The 21,668-nt window shown below is 65.5% G+C and carries 23 protein-coding genes; 8 read left to right on the top strand and 15 right to left on the bottom strand.

The window, feature by feature from the left end; genetic code table 11:
• The 3 genes from sdhD to B447_RS15395 form a co-directional block, all read right to left on the bottom strand.
• Nucleotides 1–348, bottom strand: a complete 348-nt coding sequence (gene sdhD, locus B447_RS15405; RefSeq protein ID WP_002924942.1) for a succinate dehydrogenase, hydrophobic membrane anchor protein — start codon at nucleotides 346–348, stop codon at nucleotides 1–3.
• Nucleotides 342–731, bottom strand: coding sequence for a succinate dehydrogenase, cytochrome b556 subunit (gene sdhC, locus B447_RS15400; protein WP_002924940.1), 390 nt, complete (start codon nucleotides 729–731; stop codon nucleotides 342–344). Before sdhC ends, sdhD begins: the two co-directional genes overlap by 7 nt.
• Before the next feature lie 99 nt (nucleotides 732–830).
• On the bottom strand, nucleotides 831–1,559 hold the full coding sequence (locus B447_RS15395; protein ID WP_002924937.1) for a GntR family transcriptional regulator: 729 nt from the start codon (nucleotides 1,557–1,559) through the stop codon (nucleotides 831–833).
• A gap of 224 nt (nucleotides 1,560–1,783) precedes the next feature.
• Here B447_RS15395 and B447_RS15390 point away from each other — a divergent pair, with 224 nt between their 5' ends.
• Both B447_RS15390 and B447_RS15385 read left to right on the top strand, forming a co-directional pair.
• Nucleotides 1,784–2,773, top strand: a complete 990-nt coding sequence (locus B447_RS15390) for a malate dehydrogenase (protein ID WP_002924935.1) — start codon at nucleotides 1,784–1,786, stop codon at nucleotides 2,771–2,773.
• Between the two features lie 147 nt (nucleotides 2,774–2,920).
• The gene (locus B447_RS15385; protein ID WP_002942383.1) at nucleotides 2,921–3,910 is read left to right on the top strand and encodes an HpcH/HpaI aldolase/citrate lyase family protein; all 990 of its coding nucleotides are present in this window, start codon (nucleotides 2,921–2,923) and stop codon (nucleotides 3,908–3,910) included.
• Here B447_RS15385 and B447_RS15380 read toward each other — a convergent pair.
• Nucleotides 3,889–4,806 (bottom strand): LysR substrate-binding domain-containing protein, encoded by a 918-nt coding sequence (locus B447_RS15380; RefSeq protein WP_002942381.1) that lies wholly within the window; start codon nucleotides 4,804–4,806, stop codon nucleotides 3,889–3,891. The genes B447_RS15385 and B447_RS15380 overlap by 22 nt on opposite strands.
• A gap of 226 nt (nucleotides 4,807–5,032) precedes the next feature.
• Between B447_RS15380 and B447_RS15375 the strand changes: the two genes are divergently transcribed.
• A complete protein-coding gene (locus tag B447_RS15375) occupies nucleotides 5,033–6,163 on the top strand; it encodes an MFS transporter (RefSeq protein ID WP_002942374.1) in 1,131 nt (376 codons plus the stop codon).
• Here B447_RS15375 and B447_RS15370 read toward each other — a convergent pair.
• The 5 genes from B447_RS15370 to B447_RS15350 form a co-directional block, all read right to left on the bottom strand.
• Nucleotides 6,156–6,920, bottom strand: a complete 765-nt coding sequence (locus tag B447_RS15370; protein WP_002942371.1) for an ABC transporter ATP-binding protein — start codon at nucleotides 6,918–6,920, stop codon at nucleotides 6,156–6,158. The two genes, B447_RS15375 and B447_RS15370, sit on opposite strands and share 8 nt — an antisense overlap.
• Nucleotides 6,921–6,950: 30 nt before the next feature.
• On the bottom strand, nucleotides 6,951–7,676 hold the full coding sequence (locus tag B447_RS15365) for an ABC transporter permease (RefSeq protein WP_002942368.1): 726 nt from the start codon (nucleotides 7,674–7,676) through the stop codon (nucleotides 6,951–6,953).
• Nucleotides 7,673–8,359 carry an ABC transporter permease gene (locus tag B447_RS15360; RefSeq protein ID WP_002942367.1) on the bottom strand — a complete coding sequence of 229 codons (687 nt, stop codon included), beginning with the start codon at nucleotides 8,357–8,359 and terminating at the stop codon, nucleotides 7,673–7,675. The genes B447_RS15365 and B447_RS15360 overlap by 4 nt, the downstream gene beginning before the upstream one ends.
• Before the next feature lie 154 nt (nucleotides 8,360–8,513).
• Complete coding sequence (locus B447_RS15355) at nucleotides 8,514–9,305, bottom strand: ABC transporter substrate-binding protein (RefSeq protein WP_002942365.1); 792 nt, start codon at nucleotides 9,303–9,305, stop codon at nucleotides 8,514–8,516.
• Nucleotides 9,306–9,403: 98 nt separating this feature from the next.
• Nucleotides 9,404–10,309 (bottom strand): ATP-grasp domain-containing protein, encoded by a 906-nt coding sequence (locus B447_RS15350; RefSeq protein WP_002942361.1) that lies wholly within the window; start codon nucleotides 10,307–10,309, stop codon nucleotides 9,404–9,406.
• A gap of 46 nt (nucleotides 10,310–10,355) precedes the next feature.
• On the opposite strand from B447_RS15350, the gene B447_RS15345 reads away from it, so the two are divergent.
• The 4 genes from B447_RS15345 (at nucleotide 10,356) to B447_RS15330 (ending at nucleotide 15,354) form a co-directional block, all read left to right on the top strand.
• Nucleotides 10,356–11,387, top strand: coding sequence for an LLM class flavin-dependent oxidoreductase (locus B447_RS15345; RefSeq protein WP_002942359.1), 1,032 nt, complete (start codon nucleotides 10,356–10,358; stop codon nucleotides 11,385–11,387).
• Between the two features lie 156 nt (nucleotides 11,388–11,543).
• Nucleotides 11,544–12,527, top strand: coding sequence for a TAXI family TRAP transporter solute-binding subunit (locus B447_RS15340; protein ID WP_002942357.1), 984 nt, complete (start codon nucleotides 11,544–11,546; stop codon nucleotides 12,525–12,527).
• A 96-nt stretch (nucleotides 12,528–12,623) separates the two neighbouring features.
• The gene (locus B447_RS15335) at nucleotides 12,624–14,828 is read left to right on the top strand and encodes a TRAP transporter permease (RefSeq protein ID WP_002942354.1); all 2,205 of its coding nucleotides are present in this window, start codon (nucleotides 12,624–12,626) and stop codon (nucleotides 14,826–14,828) included.
• Nucleotides 14,829–14,886: 58 nt separating this feature from the next.
• Nucleotides 14,887–15,354, top strand: a complete 468-nt coding sequence (locus B447_RS15330) for a universal stress protein (protein ID WP_002942353.1) — start codon at nucleotides 14,887–14,889, stop codon at nucleotides 15,352–15,354.
• A gap of 60 nt (nucleotides 15,355–15,414) precedes the next feature.
• Here the strand turns inward: B447_RS15330 and B447_RS15325 are convergent, their stop codons facing one another.
• Nucleotides 15,415–16,491: a tartrate dehydrogenase gene (locus B447_RS15325; protein WP_002942352.1), complete on the bottom strand. Its 1,077-nt coding sequence runs from the start codon at nucleotides 16,489–16,491 to the stop codon at nucleotides 15,415–15,417.
• A gap of 120 nt (nucleotides 16,492–16,611) precedes the next feature.
• Here B447_RS15325 and B447_RS15320 point away from each other — a divergent pair, with 120 nt between their 5' ends.
• Nucleotides 16,612–17,523 (top strand): LysR family transcriptional regulator, encoded by a 912-nt coding sequence (locus B447_RS15320; protein WP_002942342.1) that lies wholly within the window; start codon nucleotides 16,612–16,614, stop codon nucleotides 17,521–17,523.
• A 15-nt stretch (nucleotides 17,524–17,538) separates the two neighbouring features.
• Here B447_RS15320 and B447_RS15315 read toward each other — a convergent pair whose 3' ends face one another.
• The 5 genes from B447_RS15315 to B447_RS22605 form a co-directional block, all read right to left on the bottom strand.
• Complete coding sequence (locus tag B447_RS15315; protein ID WP_002942339.1) at nucleotides 17,539–18,105, bottom strand: DUF5610 domain-containing protein; 567 nt, start codon at nucleotides 18,103–18,105, stop codon at nucleotides 17,539–17,541.
• A 349-nt stretch (nucleotides 18,106–18,454) separates the two neighbouring features.
• Entirely contained in the window at nucleotides 18,455–19,318 is an 864-nt protein-coding gene (locus tag B447_RS15310; protein WP_002942336.1) for a DUF4824 family protein, read from the bottom strand.
• Nucleotides 19,315–20,376, bottom strand: coding sequence for a DUF2157 domain-containing protein (locus B447_RS15305; protein ID WP_002942333.1), 1,062 nt, complete (start codon nucleotides 20,374–20,376; stop codon nucleotides 19,315–19,317). The genes B447_RS15310 and B447_RS15305 overlap by 4 nt, the downstream gene beginning before the upstream one ends.
• A gap of 133 nt (nucleotides 20,377–20,509) precedes the next feature.
• Nucleotides 20,510–21,319, bottom strand: coding sequence for an ABC transporter substrate-binding protein (locus B447_RS15300; protein ID WP_002942332.1), 810 nt, complete (start codon nucleotides 21,317–21,319; stop codon nucleotides 20,510–20,512).
• 213 nt (nucleotides 21,320–21,532) lie between these two features.
• Complete coding sequence (locus B447_RS22605; protein ID WP_002942331.1) at nucleotides 21,533–21,625, bottom strand: type II toxin-antitoxin system CcdA family antitoxin; 93 nt, start codon at nucleotides 21,623–21,625, stop codon at nucleotides 21,533–21,535.
• Nucleotides 21,626–21,668: the final 43 nt, after the last annotated feature.

The raw sequence follows: 21,668 nt of genomic DNA, 5'->3' as shown, positions 1-21,668 counted from the left end.
TTAGAGCCTCCACAGGATCTGGGCAGCCCAGCCGGCGTAGCCGACGAGCAGGAAGAGGGTGACGAGATGCAGCGCCAGGCGCACACCGGTCGGCTTGACGTAGTCCATCCAGATGTCACGCACGCCGATCCAGGCGTGATAGAAGAGCGACAGGAAGAACAGGAAACTGAGGAACTTGAACAGACCGTTCGAGAACAGGCCCGACCACGCCTCATAGCTGAGCTCGGGAAGGGCCAGCGCACAGACGGCGAAGATGACCGTGTAGATCGCCATGAACACGGCAGTTGCGCGCTGCGCGATCCAGTCCTTCAGACCGTAGTGCGCGCCGACGGGTTGACGTTTCACCATAGTTTCACCCCGATGATGAGGGTCAGCGCAATGCTGACTGCAAGAACGATCTGCGAGGACTTGCGCGCCGCGGCAAGCTCGGTTCCCTTGTGCATGTCGAGCAGCAGGAAGCGGATGCCGGCGCAGAAGTGATGCAGATAGGCCCACAGCAGACCGAGCAGCAGCAACTTGACGAGCGGATTGCCAACCACAGCACTAAAGGTCTCGAAGGTCTGCGCGGAACCCAGGCTGCGATCGAGCAGATAAAGCAGGAAGGGCAACAGCAGGAACAAGCCTGCACCACTGACCCGGTGAAGGATCGAGACGATTCCCGGCAATGGCAGCCGGATCTGATTCAAGGCCAGATGCTTCGGCCTCGGTTTGCGCACTGTCACTTCTGACATGAAGACTCCCCTCTGCATGTGCGACGACGGCCGTCGCTGACTCCGAAAAAACACATAATTATAGCCCTGCCCGACGCCGACATTTCATGTCCGGCGCGTTCAATTCAGTTCATTCAGATAATAATGGTCGGCCGTCGAATACAAACCACGCCGCCATTCGACCGGCTTGTCGCCATAGGTGTAGGTGACACGCTCTACCGAAAGCAGCGGCGTCCCTTCGGCCACCTTGAGCGCCTCGCTCGCCCCGCGGTCAGCCGCAACGGCACGAATACGCTCCTGGGCGCGAATCATGCGCAAACCGAAACGCGTCTCGAACAGGCTGTACAGCGAACTGTTCCATCCCTGCAGCACCTCGGCCGTCAGCCCCTGAAAAACCTCGCCGGGGAGATAGATTTCGTCGATGACGACAGGCCGGGTCGCGAACTTGAGCAAACGGCGCACGATGATGATCGGCGCACCGGGCTCGATGCCGAGCATGCGCGAGGCCTCCTGCCCTGCCTTCGCGCGCCAGCAATCAAGCGGCACACTCTGCGGCGGAGAGAGATCGCCGTCATTCGGCACGAGGCGCAAGAACCTGAACAGCGCGCGCGGGTCGTTGTGCGATGCGACATAGGTACCCTTGCCCTGTTTGCGCACCAGCAGGTTGTCCGCCGCCATCTCATCGATCGCCTTGCGCACGGTACCCTGCGACACACTGAACCGGGCGGCAAGCTCCTGCTCGCTTGGAATGGCCTGGCCAGGACGCCACTCGCCCGCCTCAAGAGCCTGTAGAATCAGGGCCTTGATCTGACGGTAAAGCGGACTGAAGGTGGGCGCCTCATGTGACATGCGCGCATTTGATCACAAAATTAAAATGCAGTCCATAGCATGTCTTATGTCTTATATAAGATATAAAACGACATTTGACAGCACAGTCCGTTCGCATTAGTATCCCCGCGCTCGTTTCGACCCCTGTCATTCGGGGTGCGGACGCTTGCGGTCAGCATGCGCACTGCAGGCGCCGGGCAGCAATCCAGGACAACCTAGACCGTCTTACTTGAGGGAGTATCCACATGAGCAAAGCCCCCATGCGCGTCGCTGTCACCGGCGCCGCCGGCCAGATCGGCTACAGCCTGCTGTTCCGCATCGCCAGCGGCGAGATGCTGGGCAAGGACCAGCCCGTCATCCTGCAACTGCTCGACCTGCCCCAGGCACAGAAGGCAGTCAAGGGCGTCATGATGGAGCTGGAAGACTGCGCCTTCCCGCTGCTGGCCGGCATGATCGCCACCGACGACCCGAACGTCGCCTTCAAGGATGCTGACGTCTGCCTGCTCGTCGGCGCCCGTCCGCGTGGCCCTGGCATGGAGCGCGCCGACCTGCTGACCGCCAACGGTGCCATCTTTACCGTCCAGGGCAAGGCCATCGCTGAAAACGCCAAGGAAGACGTTCGCGTGCTGGTCGTGGGCAACCCCTGCAACACCAACGCCTACATCGCTCGCGCCGCCGCCATCAAGGTCGGCCGCACCAACCCGAACAACTACCACGGCATGCTGCGCCTGGACCACAACCGCGCGCTGTCGCAGCTCGCCGCCAAGTCCGGCCGTGAAGTGTCGTCGCTCAAGAAGATGGTGGTGTGGGGCAACCACTCGCCCTCCATGTACGCCGACTACCGCTTCTGCGAGTCGAACGGTGACAGCGTCAAGGCGCTGATCAATGACCACGCCTGGAACAACGACGTGTTCCTGCCCACCGTCGGCAAGCGCGGCGCTGCCATCATCGAGGCCCGTGGCCTGTCGTCGGCTGCTTCGGCCGCGAACGCCGCCATCGACCACGTGCGCGACTGGGTGCTGGGCTCCAGCGACTGGGTCACCATGGGCGTGCCCTCGGACGGCTCCTACGGCATTCCCGAAGGCGTCGTGTTCGGCTTCCCCTGCGAGTGCAAGGATGGCCAGTTCAAGATCATCCAGGGCCTGGAAATCGACGAGTACTCCCAAGGCAAGATCGCCATCACCCTCAAGGAACTCGAGGACGAGCGCGCGGCCGTTGCCGACATGCTGAAGTAAGCTGCGCGCGGGCGGCCGCGTGCCGCCCTTGCGACAGGCCACGGGGTAAAATCCGTGGCCTTTTCTTTTTCTCCGGGCCCCATGAGGGCCTGCCGTGCGCTGCATCGCACCGTGGCGGACGAGCCACACCCACCCGAGGAGCCCGACATGTCGCTTCACCCCGCCCAAGTTCTGTTTGCCGGTGAAAAGCCCTTCCCTGCCCTTCCCGCCGTCGACCACTACGCCGGCGCCGAGAAGCTGATGCTCAAGGCCTTGAAGCTACAACAGGAACTCGGCCCGGTGTTCGACATCACCTGCGACTGCGAGGACGGCGCCGCCGCCGGCGCCGAAGCCGAACACGCCCACATGGTCGTGGAGATGGTCAATGGCGCCGAGAACCACTACGGCCGGGTCGGCGCGCGCATCCATGACATCACCCATCCGCACTGGCAGCGCGACCTCGAGATCCTGGTCGGTGGCGCCGGGCACCGCCTCGCTTTCGTCACCCTCCCAAAGGTACGCTCCGTGGCCGACGCCGCCACACAGATCAACGAACTGCGCCGCGTCGAAGCGGCCTGCAGCCTGGCGCGTGCGCTGCCGGTGCACGTGCTCATCGAAACCCACGGCGCCTTGCGCGAGGCCTGGGAGATCGCCGCACTCGAAGGCGTCGAGTCACTCGACTTCGGCCTCATGGACTTCGTCTCGGGCCACCACGGCGCCATCCCCGGCAGTGCGATGAAAAGTCCGGGCCAGTTCGAGCACCCGCTCATCGTGCGTGCCAAGGCCGACATCGCCGCTGCAGCCCTGGCCAACGGCGTCGTACCCTCGCACAACGTCACCACCGAGTTGCGGGACGTGGCGGTGATACGCCACGACGCCGACCGCGCCCGCCGCGAATTTGGCTACCTGCGCATGTGGAGCATCCATCCCAACCAGATCCTGCCGATCGTCGCCGCGATGCAACCCGACTTCACCGAGGTCGAGGAGGCGGTCGAGATTCTCGTCTCCGCACAGGACACCGCGTGGGGTCCGATCCAGCACAAGGGCCGCCTGCACGACCGCGCCTCCTACCGCTACTACTGGGAGCTGCTGCAGCGTGCCCGCCATACTGGCGTGGAGTTGCCGCATGAGATCCGTCAGCGCTTCTTCGGTGCCTGACCATCTGCGCCCGAAAGCTCATCCACGACCGCAAGAAAGCCCGCCAGCAAAGCCCCCTGCGCCGACTCGGCCGTGGCCACGGCAAGCCTGAACTCCGCCTCCGGATCGGTCAGCGCGAGGTAGCGTACACGTGGCATGCGCACCGTTTCGAGCGGCGCAGGCAGAACGGCAATACCCAACCCGGCAGCGACCAGGCCGATCTGCGTCGTCGCCTCGCGTGCGACCTGCACGATGCGCGGCTCGAAGCCGGCCTGGCGGCACAGGCCACGCAACACGGCGGGCAGATCGGTACCAACGTCGGCCGGGAAGGCGATGAAGTCCTCGTCGTGCAGGTCTGCAAATGACACCGAGCCGGCGCTGGCGAGCCTGTGCGCAACATTGACCACCACGCGCAGCGGATTGCGCGCGATCTCCCGTATCCGGACCCCCTCCGGCGCACGAGTCCCCTGCAGGCGTACGAAACCGACGTCGAGCTCGTCACGGCCGAGCGCACCAAACTGGTCGGGCGTGAACATCTCGCGTAGCTGAAGCCGTACCGCGGGATAGCGCTTGCGGTAGGCATGCAGCGCATCGGGCAGCAGATCGGTGAAGGGCAGCGACGAAGTAAACCCCACCCGCAGCTCACCGGCCTCACCACGCGCCACGCGCTGGGTCTGCGCCACCGCCTCCTGCACACTCGCCATGATCCGCTGTGCGTGCTCCTGCAGGCACTTGCCAGCCGGCGTCAACGCCACGCGGCGAGCATTGCGCTCGAACAAGCGCACGCCCAACTCGTCCTCGAGATCGCGGATCTGCATCGACAACGGCGGTTGGCCGATATGCAGGCGTGCCGCGGCGCGGGTGAAGTTGAGTTCATCCGCCACGGCAAGGAAGTAGCGCAGGTGCCTCAGCTCCATTGATCTGATCCATATATGAATGAAGCCTTTCAAATATATTGGACCAAGAGTCCGACGGCAACCTAAGATCATCAGGCAGTTCACCACCCTCCCCGCCTGCCTGCACATGCCACCTCCAAGCGCCATGCCATTGCCCGCTCCGACCGCCGGCGCCGCCATCCCGGCATCCACATTGCCCGCGCCCCTTGAAGCCGGCACGCCAGGCTATCGGCGCGCCAACTTGGCCATGTTCGTCGGCGGCTTTGCCACCTTCGCCATGGTGTACGGCCCCCAGCCCTTGCTCCCCCTGCTGGCGGACGAATTCGGCATCGGTGCAGCCAGCGCCAGTCTCACGGTGTCTGCCGCTGCGGCCGGGCTGGCCCTGATGCTGATCCCGGGCAGCGTGCTCGCCGACCGCATCGGCCGCCGCCAGGTCATGATGGTCGCGCTCGGAATCGCGGCGGCCCTGGCCTGCGCGACGGCGATCGCCCCCGACTTCGGCTCGCTACTGGTGCTGCGCGCCCTGCTCGGCGCTGTCATCGCTGGCTTGCCGGCAGCAGCCATGGCCTACATCGGTGAAGAGATCGCCCCCAACGCGCAGGCGCGGGCGATGGGCCTTTACATCGCCGGCAATGCGCTGGGCGGCATGAGCGGACGCTTCATTGCAGCGCTGATCACCGACTGGAGCTCCTGGCGGATTGCGCTGGCCGTTATCGGCGTGCTTGGCCTCGCCTCTGCGGTCCTGTTCTGGCGTCGCCTGCCGACCTCGCACCACTTCCAGCCACGCGCAGCAACACCTGCACGCATCCTGCGCGACACGCTCGCCATCTATCGCGACCCGGGCCTGCCGGCGCTTTTCCTGGTGGCCTTCCTGGCCATGGGCGCCTTCGTCGGGCTCTACAACTTCCTCGGCTTCCGGCTGCTCGAAGCGCCCTACCTGCTGGGCCAGACCGCCATCGGCGCGATCTTCCTGCTTTATCTGGTCGGCACCTGGGCGTCGACGTTGAGCGCCCGCCTGGCGGACCGTCACGGCCGGCACAAGGTGTTGTGGATCATGGTGGTGGTGATGGGCCTGGGCCTGGCGTTGACGCTCGCCCGACCACTGGCACTGATCATCGCCGGCGTGGGCGTATTCACCTTCGGATTCTTCGCCGCCCACGCGCTCGCCAGCGGCTGGGTGGGCAAGCGTGCAGGCGAGCGGCGGGCGCTCGGTTCAGCACTCTACCTGTCGAGCTACTACCTCGGCGCCAGCGTCATCGGCACCGTCGCCGGCACGGCCTGGGGCGCCGGTCACTGGCCCGGCCTCGCACTGCTGCTGGGCGCCTGTGTGCTGGCGACCGGTGCCGTTGCACTCTACCTGCGTCGCCTGCCTACTTGAGGTTGCCCGACAGGAACTGGCGCAGACGCTCGCTGCGGGGCTGGCCGAAGACATCGGCGGGCGCGCCGCTCTCCTCGGCCAAGCCCTGGTGCAGGAACATCACCTTGTTCGACACCTCGCGCGCGAAGCCCATCTCGTGCGTCACCACGACCATGGTGCGCCCCTCTTCGGCGAGGCCGCGCATCACCTTCAGCACCTCGCCCACCAGCTCGGGGTCGAGCGCCGAAGTCGGCTCGTCGAACAAAAGCACCGCCGGCTCCATCGCCAGCGCACGGGCAATCGCCACGCGCTGCTGCTGACCGCCCGAAAGGTGCGCCGGATAGCTGTCCTTGAAGCGGCTGATTCCCACCTTGTCGAGGTAGGCCATGGCGCGCTCGTGGGCCTCCTTCCTCGACACCCCCAGCACATGGATGGGAGCCTCGACCACGTTCTCGAGCACGGTCATGTGCGCCCACAGGTTGAAATGCTGGAAGACCATCGCCAGGCGCGTGCGCAAGCGCTGCAACTGGCGGGCATCGGCCACGCGCAGATGGCCGTCCTTGCCAGGTACCAGGCGGATCTCCTCGCCCGCCACGCTGATGCGACCGGCGTCGGGCTGCTCGAGGAAGTTGATGCAGCGCAGGAAGGTACTCTTGCCCGAACCGGACGAGCCGATGATGCTGATCACGTCGCCGGATTCGGCCGCCAGCGAGACGCCCTTGAGCACCTCGTGGTCGCCATAGCGCTTGTGAAGGTCTTCGACGCTCAGTTGTGTCATGGATGAAGTTCCGTTTGCCCTCATGGCCCTTCAGGCCGCCTTGCGCAACGCTTTGCGCGGCTGCAGGTGCGCAAGCCAGCGCCGCTCGGCGACACGAAACAGGCCGACCAGCGCAAAGGTGATGCACAGGTAGATCAGGCCCGCGAAGACGAAGGCTTCGAAGGGTGCGAAGAATTGGGAATAGGCGTTGCGTGCCGCACCGGTCAGGTCGACCAGCGTCACCGTGGAGGCGATCGCCGTGCCGTGCAGCATGAAGATCACCTCGTTGCTGTAGGCCGGCAACGCGCGCCGCAGGGCCCCCGGCAGCAGGATGCGGCGCAGCATGGTCGGGCGCGACATGCCGCAGGCGCGCGCCGCCTCGATCTCCCCATGCGGCGTCGCACGCAGCGCGCCGGCGAGGATCTCGGTGGTGTAGGCCGCTGTGTTGAGCGCAAAGGTCACCAGCGCGCAGCCGTAGGGTTCGCGGAAGATGAGCCAGAAGCGGCTACCGTCCGCCCACTGCGCCTGCACCCACTCGAACTGGCCCATGCCGTAGTACATCAGCAGCAGCTGCACCAGCATCGGCGTGCCACGGAAGAAGCAAGTGTAGGCCCACACCGGCAGGGCCACCCAGCGCCGCGGCGACACCCGCCCCACCGCCAGCGGGATCGCCAGCACCAGGCCTGCGCCCAGCGACAGCACGGTCAGCTGCAGCGTCACCCACAGCCCTGCCGCGTACGAGGGCCAGCTGTCGACGAACAGGCTCCATTCGATCATGCCGCAGCCCTCCGCACACCGACCGAATAGCGCCGCTCAAGCCAGCCGAACAACAGCCCGGAGAGCGCCGTCATCGCAAGGTAGAACAGGCACACCACCATATAGAACAGGAAGGGCTCATGGGTGGTGCGCCCAGCCTGGTCGGCCAGCCAGGTGATGTCGGACAGGCCGATGATCGACACCAGCGCCGTGCTCTTCTGCATCACCTGCCAGTTGTTGCCCAGCCCCGGCAGCGCATGGCGAAGCATCTGCGGGAACAGGATGCGGTGGAAGATCTGCCAGCGGCTCATGCCGTAGGCGCGCCCGGCCTCGAGCTGGCCGGCAGGCACCGCCATGAAGGCGCCACGGAAGGTCTCGGTGAAGTAGGCACCGAAGATGAAGCCCAGCGTCACCACGCCAGCCACGAAGGGGTTGATGTCGACATAGCCCAGGCCGAGCGCGTCGGTCATCGCGTTGATCGCCACCTGGCCGCCGTAGAAGATCAACAGCATCATCACCAGGTCGGGAATGCCGCGCACGACAGTGGTATAGACGGTCGCCGGCAGCCGCAGCAGCGCATGCGGCGACAGCCGTGAAGAGGCACCGAGCAGGCCCAGCGCGAGCGCCAGCAGCAGCGAGAACACTGCCACGCGCAGCGTCACCCAAGCGCCGTCCAGCAGGGAAGGAAGGTATCCGTGAAGCATCGGTTGTGCCGCCGCAGCGCCCTCACGGACGCCGCCCTGCGGCCAGAAAGTGAAGGTGGCCCTGCGACCACCCATGTCAGACTGTCAGCCCCGGCCCGAGACGGCCGCTGGCGGGGCGGCGGGCAAGCGCCCGCACAGTCGCCGTGTATTTGGGTCAATCGCCGTAGATGTCGTACTCGAAGTACTTCTTGCGGATCTCGTCGTACTTGCCGTTGGCGCGGATCGCCGCCAGGGCCTGGTTGAGCTTGTCCTTGAGCGCCGCATCCTGCTTGCGCAGGGCAATGCCAACACCCTCGCCGATGACCCCCTTCTCGGCCTCATTGCTGCCGTGGTACAGGCCGCCGCCGAAGGCATAGTCCGCCCCCGCAGGCTGCTGAAGGAAGCCTCCGTCGGCCATCAGTGCATCGACCCAGCTGGCATCGATGCGGCCCGCAGCGAGATCGAGATAGGCCTCTTCCTGACGCGCGTAGCGCACCACGGTGACGCCTTGGCTGGCCCAGAAGCGCGAGGCAAAGTTGTCCGCCACCGTGCCACGCTGCACACCGATCCGCTTGCCCTTGAGCGACTCCAGAGTCGGCAGCAGCCCACTGTCCTTGCGCGCCACCAGCCCAAGCGGCGTGGCGTAGTACTTGTCGGTGAAGTCGACCCGCTTCTTGCGCTCCTCGGTGATCGACATCGAAGCGGAGATGGCGTCGAACTTGCGGCTGAGCAGCGCCGGGATCATGCCGTCCCACTCCTGCTTGACCCAGGTGCACCTGGCCTTCAGCTCCTCGCACAAGGCGTTGGCGATGTCGACATCGAAGCCCTGTACCGCGCCCGCGGTGTCGACCGTGTTGAACGGGGGGTAAGCACCCTCGGTGGCGAAGCGGATGGTGTCCCAGTCCTTGGCAACCGCGGCCTGGGTGGCGAGCGCCAGGGCGGCGAACATCAGCGTGCGGCGGATCATGGTGAAACCTCTGGAAGCTTGAAAGGCGCGCATTCTAACCGCTAAGCACGCATTCGTTACCGGGATTCGTGTTAGTGCACCGCAGCAATCTTCTTGATTCAAATCAGAATTTCACCGATCAGCGCCGCCAGGCGCTCGGCTGCGGGCGGGTGGAAGCGGAAGAACAGCTCCGGCTCAACCAACTCGACTTCCATCAACCGGAACCCGCCATCGATGCTGCGCACGAAATCGACACGTGCGTAGGCCGGCAACTGAGGACAGGCGGCGACCACGGCCTCCGCGAAGGCACGCTCGCTCGCACTTGGCTCATGTGCATGCACGCTCCCACCATGATCGTCCTGCACGCGGAAGTCGCCCGCGCGTGCAGTCTTGCGCACTGCATGGGTGACGCCGCCGCCGATGACCACTACCGAGACTTCGCCATCGGCGAGGATGCCGTCCTCGAAGCGCTGCACCATCATCGCCTCGTTGGCGACGCAGCGCGCGAAGAGGCCCTCATGAGCACCGGCCTCGCTACGATCGACGCGATGGGTGAGCCGTGCCGCGCCCGACACCACCGGCTTGAACACGGCTTGCTCCCAACCCTGCTCCGCCATCACCTCGGCGAGGCTGAGGTCCTCGCCACGCATCACGAATCGGGTCGGCACGATATCGATCCCACGGCCTGCAAGATCGCCCAGGTAGCGCTTGTCGACGTTCCAGCGGATCAGTTCGGCATCGTTGATCAAGCGGGTCCGGGCCGACACCTGCTCCAGCCAGGGCATGAAGGCGTCGAAGCGGTCGAAATAGTCCCAGGTCGAGCGGAACACCGCCGCCCGACACGCCGACCAGTCCATGCCGGGATCCGACCACGAGCGCCGCACCACGCCCAGACCCTGCCTGCGCAGGGCAGCCTCGAGCAGGGCTTCCTCACGCGCGATCTGGCCCTGATACCAATCCGCATCGTCAATCACCGCGTAGCGGTCTTCAGTCAGGATCACGATATCGGGCTTACTGGTAATCATGTCGGGCCTGTGGCGTAATGGAAGGCCGCGATTCTAGCAAGCCGCCATGTACCCGAGCGCCCCACCGGTTCCGCTGTCGATCCTGGACCTCGCCCCCATCCCGCTCGGCAGCAGCGCGACCGATGCGCTGCGCAACACCCGCGAACTGGCGCAGCTCGCCGACAGCTGCGGCTACACCCGCTACTGGCTGGCCGAACACCACAACATGACTGGCGTCGCGAGCGCCGCAACTGCGGTGGTCATCGGTCACGTCGCCGCAGCGACCACCCGCATCCGCGTCGGCGCCGGTGGCATCATGCTGCCGAACCATGCGCCGCTCGTCATCGCAGAGCAGTTCGGCACGCTCGAGTCCCTGTTCCCCGGCCGCATCGACCTCGGCCTCGGGCGTGCGCCCGGCACCGACCAGATCACCGCGCACGCGCTGCGCCGCAACCTCATGGACAGCGACAACAGCTTCCCGCAGGACGTGCTCGAGTTACGCAGCTATTTCCAGCCACCACGCCCGGGTCAAGCCGTGATGGCCGTACCGGGGGTTGGCCTCGACGTCCCGATCTGGCTGCTCGGCTCCAGCCTCTACAGCGCAGAGCTCGCCGCCCACTTCGGCCTGCCTTTCGGCTTCGCGTCGCACTTTGCCCCGCGCATGCTCATGGAAGCGGTCGAGCTCTATCGCAACCGCTTCCAGCCCTCGGAGGCGCTCGCAGCGCCCTACGTCATCGTCGCTGCCAATGCCATCGCCGCCGACACCGACGAGCAGGCGCAGCATCTGCTACGTTCGCTGCGGCTGCGCTTCGCCGCCATGGCGCGCGGCCTGCGCGGCCCCTTGCCGCCCCCGGACGCCTTCAACGAACGCGAGTGGTCGACCGCCGAACTTGCCTTTGCCGACCAGTCCCTGGCGTGCACCGCAGTCGGCTCCCCCGCCAGCGTACGCGATACGCTCGCACGCCTGGTCGAACGCACCAGCGCCAACGAACTGATTCTCGCCGGGCAGATCTTCGACCACCAGGCCCGACTCGACTCCTACGCGCAGATTGCGAAGGCGTGGGGCCTGCGCGCATCCCTTACGCGATATCCACAATAGGCGGCGGCGGACCGAGCGCCTAACCTGTCATCAAGCTGACCGCGACCTTGCAGCAAAGCGAGGCGCACGACCAGCGCTCGCCCGCCCGGGCGATGTCTGACCTGCCGACCGAACACTTCGTGCGGCAAGGCCATTCCACTTGACCAGGAGACAGGTATGAAAGGATTCGTCAAAACCATCGCAGCCGTCGTTGCCGGCGCCACGCTCGTCAGCGCAGGAGCGGCCATCGCCCAGGACCGTACCGGTTGGCCGCGCGCCCTCACGGTGGGCACGGCGAGCCAGGGCGGTACCTACTTCGTGTATGGCAACGGCCTCGCCGCCTACATCGGCGAGACGTTCGGCATCACCGCCAGCGGCGAAGTGACCGGTGGTCCGGTACAGAACGCCACCCTGGTGCAGATGAAGGAGCACGGCATCGGCCTGGTTACCATGGGCCCGATGTACGACGCCTGGAACGGCAAGAGCGAACTCGCACCCGGCCTGCCGCACACCGATGTGCGCGCCCTGTTCCCGATGTATCAGACGCCCTTCCAGTGCATCACCATGGCCAGTTCCGGCATCAAGGCGGTGAGCGACCTCAACGGCAAGCGCGTCAGCGTCGGCCCCGCAGGCGGCACCCCTGGCACCTACTGGCCGCGCTTCATGGCGACCCTCGATGTCAAGCCGCGGCAGTCCAACTCGGGCGCATCCGACGCTGCCAGCCAGCTGCAGGACGGCCTGCTCGACGCCTTCTGCTTCGCCGCGGGTATCCCGATCTCGGCCTTCAGCCAGCTCGCAGCCGAAGCCAAGGTGGTGATGTTCGGTTTCAATGACACCGAACTGCCGAAAATCCTCGACAAGCACCCCGAGGTTTCCGCGCTGACGATCAAGGCCGGCACCTACTCCGGGCACGACTATGACCAGAACACCGTGGCCATGTGGAACTTCGCCACAGCGCACAAGGACATGCCCGCCAGCCTCGCCTACGAGATCACCAAGCTGGTGATGGAGAACAATCCGCGCATGATGCAGATCCATAGCGCTGCTGCCGAGACCCTGCTCGAGAACGTCGACAAGAACGGCTTCCTGCCCTACCACCCGGGTGCCGTGCGCTATTACGAAGAGAAGGGCATCACGCTCCCGGCCAAGCTCAAGGACTGAAGCCTGCGCTGACAAAGGGCCAGAGCAACGCGATGCCGCGACTCTGGCCCTTTTTTTGACCCTATCCCAACGAGAACAGCACCGGGAGGACTCCCAATGAACAGCCAAGCGCCGCAATCGGCGAACACGGCCGGTCCAGCCAGCGACTTCGAGATTCGCGACAAGGACAACATCGCAGCGGGCGTCGACGCCGAAGTCGTCGTTGCCAACCAGCGCGTATTCACCGGCAAGCTTGCATGGGTGTTCGCCGCCCTCTGCATTCTCTACACCGCCTTCCACATCGGGGTGATGAACTTCTACCCCCTCGAGACCTGGGTGTTCCGCCTGACCCACGTCGCCGCCGGCCTGGCGCTCGGCTTCATCTATTTTTCGGGGCGCGCGTTTCCGGCCGAGCCGGCCGGGAAGAAGGCGCTCAGCCCGCTCGAGTGGGCGTTGCTGCTGCCTGCAGCGGTGATGATCCTGATCGCCCTGGGCCAGATCATGCTCGCCATCACCTCTGGCGAACTGGTCAAGACCGGTGCCCCCAAGGAGGCGATGCTGTGGACCTTCGGCTATCCACTGCTCGGCGGCACCACGCTTGCGCTGATCGCCTCATGGGTTTCTCCCACCCACGCCCGCGACCGCGTCGCCCTGCCCGACGTGCTGATGGCCGTCGCCGCAATCACGGTCGGCGCCTATATCATCTCGCACGCCGAGTTCCTGCGTATCCGCGCCCAGGTCTTCCCCCACTTCAATGACATGTTTGCCTCGATCGCCGGCATTCTGCTCATTCTGGAGATGACCCGCCGCCTCGCCGGCCTCGCCCTGGTCGCGATCGTCTCCGTATTCATCCTCTACGGCTTCGTCGGCCCATGGCTCCCCGGCGTGCTCGAGCACAAGGGCTATGCCCCGGCGCGCTTCTTCGCCTTCATCTACACCGACAACGGCATCCTGGGCCCGACCACGGCGATCTCGTCCACCTACATCATTCTGTTCATCACCTTCGCAGCCTTTCTGCAGGCTAGCCGCGTGGGCGAGTACTTCGTGAACTTCGCCTTCGCTGCCGCAGGTGGTGCGCGCGGCGGGCCGGCCAAGGTGGCGGTGTTCTCGTCGGCACTGATGGGCACCATCAACGGCACCTCGGCCGGCAACGTCGTGTCCACCGGTTCGCTCACCATCCCGCTGATGAAGCGCGTCGGCTACACACCGCAGACGGCGGCCTCGGTCGAGGCAGCCGCCTCCTCCGGCGGCCAGATCCTGCCGCCGATCATGGGCGCCGGCGCCTTCATCATGGCCGAGATCACGGGCATCGCGTACTCGGACATCGTCATCGCCGCCATCATCCCGGCCGCTCTGTATTTCCTGTCGATCTATTTCATGGTCGACAAGGAAGCGCTGAAGAAGGGCATGCGCGGCCTGCCGCGCGAAGACCTGCCCGAGTTCGGCAAGCTCGCCCGCCAGGCCTTCCTGTTCATTCCCATCTTCACCCTGATCGGCGCCCTCTTCATGGGCTACTCGGTGATCCGCGCCGGCACGCTGGCCATGGCCGCCGCCGCGGTGGTGAGCTGGTTCACGCCCTTCCGCATGGGCGTGAAGGAGATCCTCTACGCCTTCGAGATCGCCGCCCGCATGTCGCTGCAGCTCGTCGCGGTGTGCGCCGCAGCGGGTGTCATCGTCGGCGTCATTGCGCTCACCGGCATCGGCACCCGCTTCTCGTCGATGCTGCTCGAGCTCGCGGGCCAGAGTCAGCTGGTGGCGCTGTTCTTCGCGATGTGCGTGTCGATCATCCTGGGCATGGGCATGCCGACAACGGCTGCCTACGCGGTGGCCGCCAGCGTCATCGCCCCGGGTCTGATCCAGCTCGGCATCGAGCCACTGACGGCGCACTTCTTCATCTTCTACTACGCCGTCATGTCGGCCATCACGCCGCCGGTCGCGCTCGCAGCCTACGCCGGTGCCGCCATTGCGCAGTCGGACCCGATGAAGACCAGTGTCGAGAGCTTCAAGTTCGGCCTTGCCGCCTTCGTGGTTCCGTTCATGTTCTTCTATGCCGCGCCGCTGCTCATGCAAGGCGCCTGGTACGAGAACCTGCACGCCTTCGTCACCGCGGCCTTCGGCATCTACCTGCTCGCCTCGGGCATCCAGGGCTGGTTCTTCGGCCTGGTCAACCTGGCGCTGCGTGTTGTGCTTATCCTGGCAGCGTTGGCGATGATCGCAGGCGGCCTCGCCTCTGACCTCATCGGCCTGGCTGCTGCAGGCGTGGTATTCGCCTTCCAGCGCAAGTTCGTCAACCCGGCAAACACGGCCAAGGGCCTGGACTGACCCCCTGCGGGCGGCTGCACAGTACGCGGGCCGCCCGCCCTCACGACAGGAGTCACGCATGTACAAACACGTATTCATCGCCATCGACGAGAGCCGCACCTCGCAGAAGGCTCTCGACGAAGCCATCGGCGTCGCCAAGGTGCACGGCGCGCTGCTCGAGATCGCCCACGCCATCGACGAGCACCTCGTCCATGTCTTCCACAGCGGCGGGGTCACCACCTCCAACGCCAATCAACTCAAGGACGCGCTCGAGTCTGGCGGCAAGGGCGTACTGAACCGCGCGCTCGAGCAGGCACAGGCTGCAGGTGTAAACGCGCGCATCCACATGCTGCGCGGCCATGGCGAGCACACCGACGACCTGATCGCCGAAGCGGTCAAGAGCTCGGGTGCAGACCTGCTGGTGGTCGGCTCCCATGGCCGCCGCGGCGTACGCCGACTGCTGCTCGGCAGCGTGGCGGAGAACCTCGTGCGCAAGGTCGGCATCAGCGTGCTCATCGTCCGCGGCCAGAACGGCGAAGACAAGTAACACCCCCTGGGGTCCCGCCAAGTGTCGCCCGCTGCCCGCCACCCAGGCGGGCAGCTGCGTTTACAGCGCGGCGGCGATTGCCCTGCCGATGTCGCTGGTGCTGGCTGTACCACCCATGTCGGGCGTGCGCGGCCCCTCGGCAAGCGTGGTCTCGATTGCACGCAGGATGGCATCGTGTGCAGCGGTATGGGCCGCATCCCCATTGCCCAGGAAGTCGAGCATCATCGCCCCGGACCAGATCATGCCCACCGGATTGGCGATGTTGCGTCCGTAAATGTCTGGCGCCGAACCATGAACCGGCTCGAACAGGGACGGGAAGCTGCGCTCGGGGTTGAGATTGGCCGAGGGCGCAATCGCGATCGTCCCCGCGCACGCCGGGCCCAGGTCGGACAGGATGTCGCCGAACAGGTTTGAGGCCACCACCACGTCGAAGCGCTCCGGGCTGAGCACGAAGCGCGCGGTCAGGATGTCGATGTGGTACTTGTCCCAGCGCACGTCGGGGTAGGCGGCAGCCATGTTCTCAACACGCTCGTCCCAGTACGGCATGCTGATCGCCATCCCGTTCGACTTGGTCGCCGAGGTCAGATGCTTCTTCGGCCGCTGCTGCGCCAGCTCGAAAGCGTACTTCAGCACCCGGTCGACACCCTTGCGCGTGAAGATCGATTCCTGGATCACCGTTTCGCGCTCGGTGCCCTCGAACATGCGCCCCCCGATCGCCGAGTACTCGCCCTCGGTATTCTCACGCACCACGTAAAAGTCGATGTCACCGACCTTCCGGTTTGCCAGTGGGCAGGGGACACCCGGGATCAGGCGCACCGGGCGCAGGTTCACGTACTGGTCGAAATCACGCCGGAACTTGAGCAGCGAGCCCCACAGCGAAATATGATCGGGCACCTTGTCAGGCCAGCCCACCGCGCCGAAGTAGATCGCATCGAAACCTCGGAGCTGCTCGAACCAGTCCGCCGGCATCATCTGCCCGTGCTTCTCGTAGTAGCCGCAATGGGCCCAGTCGAAGGTGGTGAACGCCAAGCCGATGCCGAACTTGTGCGCGGCCGCCTCAACCACGCGCAGGCCTTCCGGCATCACCTCGTTGCCAATTCCGTCCCCTGCGATGACCGCAATCCTGTGTGTCTTCATTCCCGCTCTCTCCGCTTGGCCCAAACGACTTTTTTGGCATCCTCATGCCACGAACGCCAAGCTTAGCGTTCACGTAAAAAGCTACAATCCAGAAAAGCGTGAACTCGATGTACATGAATAGTGAACAATAGACCCCAACTCGAAGACCTCCGTCTCTTCTGCGAACTCGTGCGCCAGCGCAGTTTCAGCGCCGTGGCACGCGAACTCGGCGTCTCCAAGGCCTTGATCAGCAAGCGGATCGCACTGCTGGAGCAGAACCTGCAAACCCGCCTTGTACATCGCAGCACACGCAGCCTGCGCATCACCGAGCAGGGCGACATCGTCCACCAGTGGGCCCAGCGCATACTCGACAATGTCGACCAGATGACCGAGGCAATCAGCAGCCACCGCGCCGAGCCGGCCGGATTGCTGCGGCTGTGCTGCAGCTCCGGGTTCGGCCGCAATTGCCTTGCCCCCGCGCTGTCCGCACTCGCCAAGCGCTATGCCGCGTTGGAGATCCAGCTCGAACTGCTCGACCGCCCGGTCGACCTGGTGGGCGAAGGCTTCCAACTCGACGTTCGCATCGGTACGGTGCAGGAAGCCAACCTGATCTCGCGCCGCATCGCCGGTAACGCTCGCGTCCTGTGCGCCGCCCCCGCCTACCTCGAACGCCACGGCACCCCGAGCAGCCTGCAAGCGCTGGCTGCGCACGACTGCATCGTGATCCGTGAGCGCGACCAGGATTTCGGGCGCTGGAGCCTGCGCGGCCCGCAGGGGCTGGAAACGGTCCGCGTCGGCGGCCCGTTGTCTGCAAACAATGGCGAGGTGGTGCGGCGCTGGGCAGCCGATGGCCACGGCATCATCCTGCGCTCGATCTGGGACGTCGGCCCGAGCCTCGCCAGCGGCGAACTGGTTCGCGTCCTGCCCGACTATGCGCAAGAAGCCGACGTGTATGCCGTCTACCCCTCGCGGCTGTCACACTCGGCCAAGCTGCGCGTGTGCGTGGAGTTCCTCGAGGCCTGGTTCAAGGCCTCGGCACCGCAGCAAGGCTGACGGCCAACGCAAGGCTCAGGCCTGCTGGTCGGCCGTCGGCAGGCGGTCGAGGATGAAGCGGTCGTACCCCTGCAGCACCAGTTCACGCGTCTTCATCACGTCGGATTCGACCTGGCCATTGAACACCCCCAGCCCGCTCAGGATGTCACGCGCCTCGTTGAAGCCCTGCTCGAAGCCCCCGCGGATCACGTCGATGAAATCGCGCAACACCGTCTCGGCATCCTCGCCCGGCCGGCCCGACGCATAAGCCTCGAAAAAGCCTGTCGACATCGACACGATACGTTCGGCCGTTGCCTCAGCCGAGTTGTCCTGGGTCATTGCGTTCTGCAACGCATCAGGGCCGAGCGTCGGCGCGAGCGCCGCATTGATACCTTCGATTGCCGACCTCAGCAACAGGGCGAGTGATTCATCACCGGAGCGGATCGAGACCTCCATCGACGACTGCAGAATCTGCACGTTGAGTTGCTCACGGGCCTCGGCCCGGGTCGGCAAGGGCTGCGCCCGCGCCGCGCCAGCGCCCTGCTGGACGGTGGCGCCATACTGCTGCATGCCGCTCGCCTGGGGGGCGGAAATCGGGCTCATTGCGGTCTCCTTCTAAGCTTCGGATACTGGACCCTTCACTTTCATTCTAGTTCTCGATCGCCCTCTTCGCTTCCCCACCCGCCTCGCTTCACCACAAGGCTTGACGGTCAAGGCGGGGACGCACAAAAGCTCGCAGTTCCAGGGAGCGATCGGCAGCGGTTGGAGCGCTGTAGGAGCGGCGCGAGCCGCGAGGGGTTGAAGGCGATGCCGCCTGGGTCTGGCTCGGAAAAGCTCGCGGCTGGCGCCGCTCCTACCGCAAAGCCAGCCGCCGCGGGTGAGTCTCTCCACTGGGAGCGGCGCAAGCCGCGAGCCTTCAAAGGCAATTACGGCGCCGCGCCCCGGTGCCCGTTCAACGCTGAACGACAGACTCGATCCACGGCTCAAGCCGCCGCCCCACCGCAAGCAACACGCCAAACGGCGCCGCTCCGCTCGCCTCATACACCTCATACACCTCCGCCACCCGCGCAGCGGCAAAAGTACCGCGCAAGGCATGCGGCACATTGATGCGGTGTCCGGCGCGGGTGTTCAGGTATCCCCCCAGCACGACTTCGTCGCCGTTCGCACTGCGATGCAGGCGCAGGTGGGCAGTCAGGATCATGTAGCGGCTTCGGTCGGGGTACTGCGCGCGCAGGCCAGCAAGATCAGTGCCGGCGTCAATCGCAAAGAGGCGGCTATTGTGGCGTTCTTCACGCTCCAGCCAGTCGCGCGCCTGCTTCTCCGCACGGATGACCTGCTCTGCATCGGGCTCCGCCGCCAGCGCAGCCTGCTTGTCGGCGAGGTTGCGGCGGGCCCCCTCCAGCGCCTGCTCCCAGGCCGCTCCGGCCAGCTCGAGCACGACCAGCACCTCACGCTCTGACTTGCGCAGGTAAGGCTGCTGCCCTGCCCCTTGCGCCTTCGCTCGCTCAACGTCGAAACCCAGCTCGGCAAGGCGGCGCTCGTCCAGCCAGGACGGGCTGCCGCCATAGCTCCAGTAGCCGTTCTTCTCGTAAGCTTCCTGCCCGGCGCGCGGTATGCGCCATTTCAACGACAGTGCGAGGCCGCTGTCCTCATGGTGAGCCCGCCATTCAGCCGTCTTCGCCAGTTCGCGCTGCGACAGCGCCAGGCGGCTCTCGGGTTCGCCGCTACGGTTCCAGGCGACCCCGCCCAAAGCGACAGCATTGGCCACCACGATTATTGCGGCCCCCAAGGCCAGGGTAAGCGTACGCGTGTTCATGCCGGCACCCCGCGCCCACGCAGACGCCTTAGCACGACCAGGACCAGGATCGCCGACAGCGCGAGCACGAGGAAGAACAACCATTTCGGCATGATGGCCCACCACCAGTCGAAGAACTTGGTATAGAGAAGGAGCACGAAGAACACGATGCCGGTGTTGACCATGTCGTTCCACGAGCGCCGAGCGCCCGTCCAGATCGCCAGCGCACTGACCACAAAGCCCGCCACCTGATAGCCGCCCTCGATGAGCCAGGGGTCGATGTCCAGGTGACTGCCCCGCCCCCAGTGCCCCAGGATCAGCATCGGCACCAGCAAGCAAAGCAAGCCGAACACACGATAGATGGCCTCGAAGCCGGCAAAACGCCGATGCGAAATCAGCATCGGCACTGCGAGTAGCAGCGCACCGACCGGGAAGTAATGCTCGGGCCACTCACCGGCCGACAGCCAGTACACGCCACCAAAGGCCCCCACCCTCGCCGACACCCAGGCGATGACGCAGCAAATGCCCGCAGCCAGCAGCAGACGCAAGTCATAACGGTAGGCAAGCAGGAAGGCGAACGTGGCCCAGGGCAGCAGCACCGTATCCGACGGTGTGACGTTGAAGATCTGCCCCAGCATGTAGAGGTTGAGCACGAAGCAGGCAAACGCCACCATGGCCGCAAGCTTGGTGAAGTAGCCCGAGGCATCGCGGCCCTGGATCCATGCCGTGAGCCCCAGGCTGGCCAGGCTGGCGCCGATCAGGGTCACGACCTGGGCGGTCTCGGTGAAGAAGCCCCAGAACTGGTAGAACAGAAAGAACACGCTCGCCGCCAAAGCCAGTGCGCCGAGGAATGAGGCCACACGCATGCCTAGGGAGAGCTGGCGCGCCTGGGTGTCGCGGTCGATGTCGAAGCGCACCGCAAAGTCGTCCAGCACGCTGTCGTGGTGGCGCGTCAGCGCCTGCCGCTGTGCGCTCTCGAGCTGGAGCACGCCCTCGCCTTCGAGGCGGGCGAGTTCCACACGAAAGGCATGGATATCGTCAACGCGCTGCTGGGCTTCGCTACGGGTGGAAGGGCTCATGGTGGGCAGACTGCCTCTCGAAACGTGTTCAATGACGTGAGCGTATCCGGCGCAGCGCGGCCCGGCAAGGCAGGCCACGAAGCCCGCACTATAAGCGGGCCGGCTGTACGGCGTCGCCGCCGCCGTTGCCGCCTCAGGCGTGTTGGCGCACTGCCCAGCGCGCAATCAGCTCGACCAGCGCCGGCAAGCCTTCGCGGATCGCAACCGGTCCGGGCGCCAGAATCAACGCCGATTTCACCTCGTGCAATTCGCCATCGCGCACTGCCGGTACGTCCTCCCAGCCGGCGCGCGCTGCCACGCGTTCGGGGCGGAAGCGCTTGCCACACCACGAGCCGACCACGATGTCCGGCGCCCGCCTGGCCGCCTCCAGGGGATCGGCCAGGATGCGCTGGGCCGCGCCCGGATGGCATGCGCGCTCGGCGAAGACATCCTCGCCGCCAGCGATCCCGATCAGCTCCGACACCCAGCCCACCGCGCTGATCGGCGGCTCGTCCCACTCCTCGAAATAAACCCGCGGTCGCCGCGGCAGCGCAGCAGCCTGCGCACGCACCGCCGCCATCGTCGCCTCGAGCTCCTCGACCAGGGCCAGCGCGCGATCCTCCGCCCCGACCAGGCGGCCCAGCGTCTCGATCATCGCCAGGATGCCGTCCACGCTGCGCTGGTTGAACACATGCACCGCCACGCCCGCCTTGATCAGATCGCGCGCCACGTCGGCCTGCATGTCGGAAAAACCCAGCACCAGATCGGGATTGACCGCGAGGATCTTCTCCAGGTCGCCGCTGGAGAAGGCAAACACCTTGGGCTTCTCCTTGCGCGCGCGCGGCGGGATCACGGTGTAACCCGTGATGCCCGCAATGCGGGCTTCCTCGCCCAGGGCGTAGAGGACTTCGACGGTTTCGGTGGTGAGGCAGACGATGCGGGAGGGGAGGCGGCGTGTTTTCATGCGCCGATTATCCTCCACCTGCGACCGCTTGCAGGCGCGGCGCCAAGCACAAATCTTCCCACTCAGACCGCCCGCCCCTACCGCTCACGCCCCTCTCAAGATGCTGAACTCCCTGAACAGCCGCCCGGGCAAAGGCACACCCAGCCGCCAGTGGATGCTCATCGGCTTTGAACCCTCCGCCCGCGCTGTTCCGGCAGACGTCGAAGCGTGCCATCAGAAGTTCCGAAACTGCGCGAGCGGCAAGCCGTGCTGCTCGACATAGGCGTTCGAGTTGTCGAGCGCGCCTCGGCAGATGTGGAACGTCATGCGTATTCACGCCCACATAAAGCAAAACCCCTCGTCAGACACT

It is taken from the genome of Thauera sp. 27 (assembly GCF_000310125.2).
Classification (GTDB): Bacteria; Pseudomonadota; Gammaproteobacteria; order Burkholderiales; family Rhodocyclaceae; genus Thauera; species Thauera mechernichensis.
Note: the sequence above shows the minus strand (reverse complement) of the source record. Positions and strands in the feature narration are given on the sequence as shown.

Bases quoted from the DNA above. Each gene is read 5' to 3' on its own strand.
- sdhD (WP_002924942.1), bottom strand. From the start codon at position 348: ATGGTGAAACGTCAACCCGTCGGCGCGCACTACGGTCTGAAGGACTGG.
- sdhC (WP_002924940.1), bottom strand. From the start codon at position 731: ATGTCAGAAGTGACAGTGCGCAAACCGAGGCCGAAGCATCTGGCCTTG.
- B447_RS15395 (WP_002924937.1), bottom strand. From the start codon at position 1,559: ATGTCACATGAGGCGCCCACCTTCAGTCCGCTTTACCGTCAGATCAAG.
- B447_RS15390 (WP_002924935.1), top strand. From the start codon at position 1,784: ATGAGCAAAGCCCCCATGCGCGTCGCTGTCACCGGCGCCGCCGGCCAG.
- B447_RS15385 (WP_002942383.1), top strand. From the start codon at position 2,921: ATGTCGCTTCACCCCGCCCAAGTTCTGTTTGCCGGTGAAAAGCCCTTC.
- B447_RS15380 (WP_002942381.1), bottom strand. From the start codon at position 4,806: ATGGAGCTGAGGCACCTGCGCTACTTCCTTGCCGTGGCGGATGAACTC.
- B447_RS15375 (WP_002942374.1), top strand. From the start codon at position 5,033: ATGTTCGTCGGCGGCTTTGCCACCTTCGCCATGGTGTACGGCCCCCAG.
- B447_RS15370 (WP_002942371.1), bottom strand. From the start codon at position 6,920: ATGACACAACTGAGCGTCGAAGACCTTCACAAGCGCTATGGCGACCAC.
- B447_RS15365 (WP_002942368.1), bottom strand. From the start codon at position 7,676: ATGATCGAATGGAGCCTGTTCGTCGACAGCTGGCCCTCGTACGCGGCA.
- B447_RS15360 (WP_002942367.1), bottom strand. From the start codon at position 8,359: ATGCTTCACGGATACCTTCCTTCCCTGCTGGACGGCGCTTGGGTGACG.
- B447_RS15355 (WP_002942365.1), bottom strand. From the start codon at position 9,305: ATGATCCGCCGCACGCTGATGTTCGCCGCCCTGGCGCTCGCCACCCAG.
- B447_RS15350 (WP_002942361.1), bottom strand. From the start codon at position 10,309: ATGATTACCAGTAAGCCCGATATCGTGATCCTGACTGAAGACCGCTAC.
- B447_RS15345 (WP_002942359.1), top strand. From the start codon at position 10,356: ATGTACCCGAGCGCCCCACCGGTTCCGCTGTCGATCCTGGACCTCGCC.
- B447_RS15340 (WP_002942357.1), top strand. From the start codon at position 11,544: ATGAAAGGATTCGTCAAAACCATCGCAGCCGTCGTTGCCGGCGCCACG.
- B447_RS15335 (WP_002942354.1), top strand. From the start codon at position 12,624: ATGAACAGCCAAGCGCCGCAATCGGCGAACACGGCCGGTCCAGCCAGC.
- B447_RS15330 (WP_002942353.1), top strand. From the start codon at position 14,887: ATGTACAAACACGTATTCATCGCCATCGACGAGAGCCGCACCTCGCAG.
- B447_RS15325 (WP_002942352.1), bottom strand. From the start codon at position 16,491: ATGAAGACACACAGGATTGCGGTCATCGCAGGGGACGGAATTGGCAAC.
- B447_RS15315 (WP_002942339.1), bottom strand. From the start codon at position 18,105: ATGAGCCCGATTTCCGCCCCCCAGGCGAGCGGCATGCAGCAGTATGGC.
- B447_RS15310 (WP_002942336.1), bottom strand. From the start codon at position 19,318: ATGAACACGCGTACGCTTACCCTGGCCTTGGGGGCCGCAATAATCGTG.
- B447_RS15305 (WP_002942333.1), bottom strand. From the start codon at position 20,376: ATGAGCCCTTCCACCCGTAGCGAAGCCCAGCAGCGCGTTGACGATATC.
- B447_RS15300 (WP_002942332.1), bottom strand. From the start codon at position 21,319: ATGAAAACACGCCGCCTCCCCTCCCGCATCGTCTGCCTCACCACCGAA.
- B447_RS22605 (WP_002942331.1), bottom strand. From the start codon at position 21,625: ATGACGTTCCACATCTGCCGAGGCGCGCTCGACAACTCGAACGCCTAT.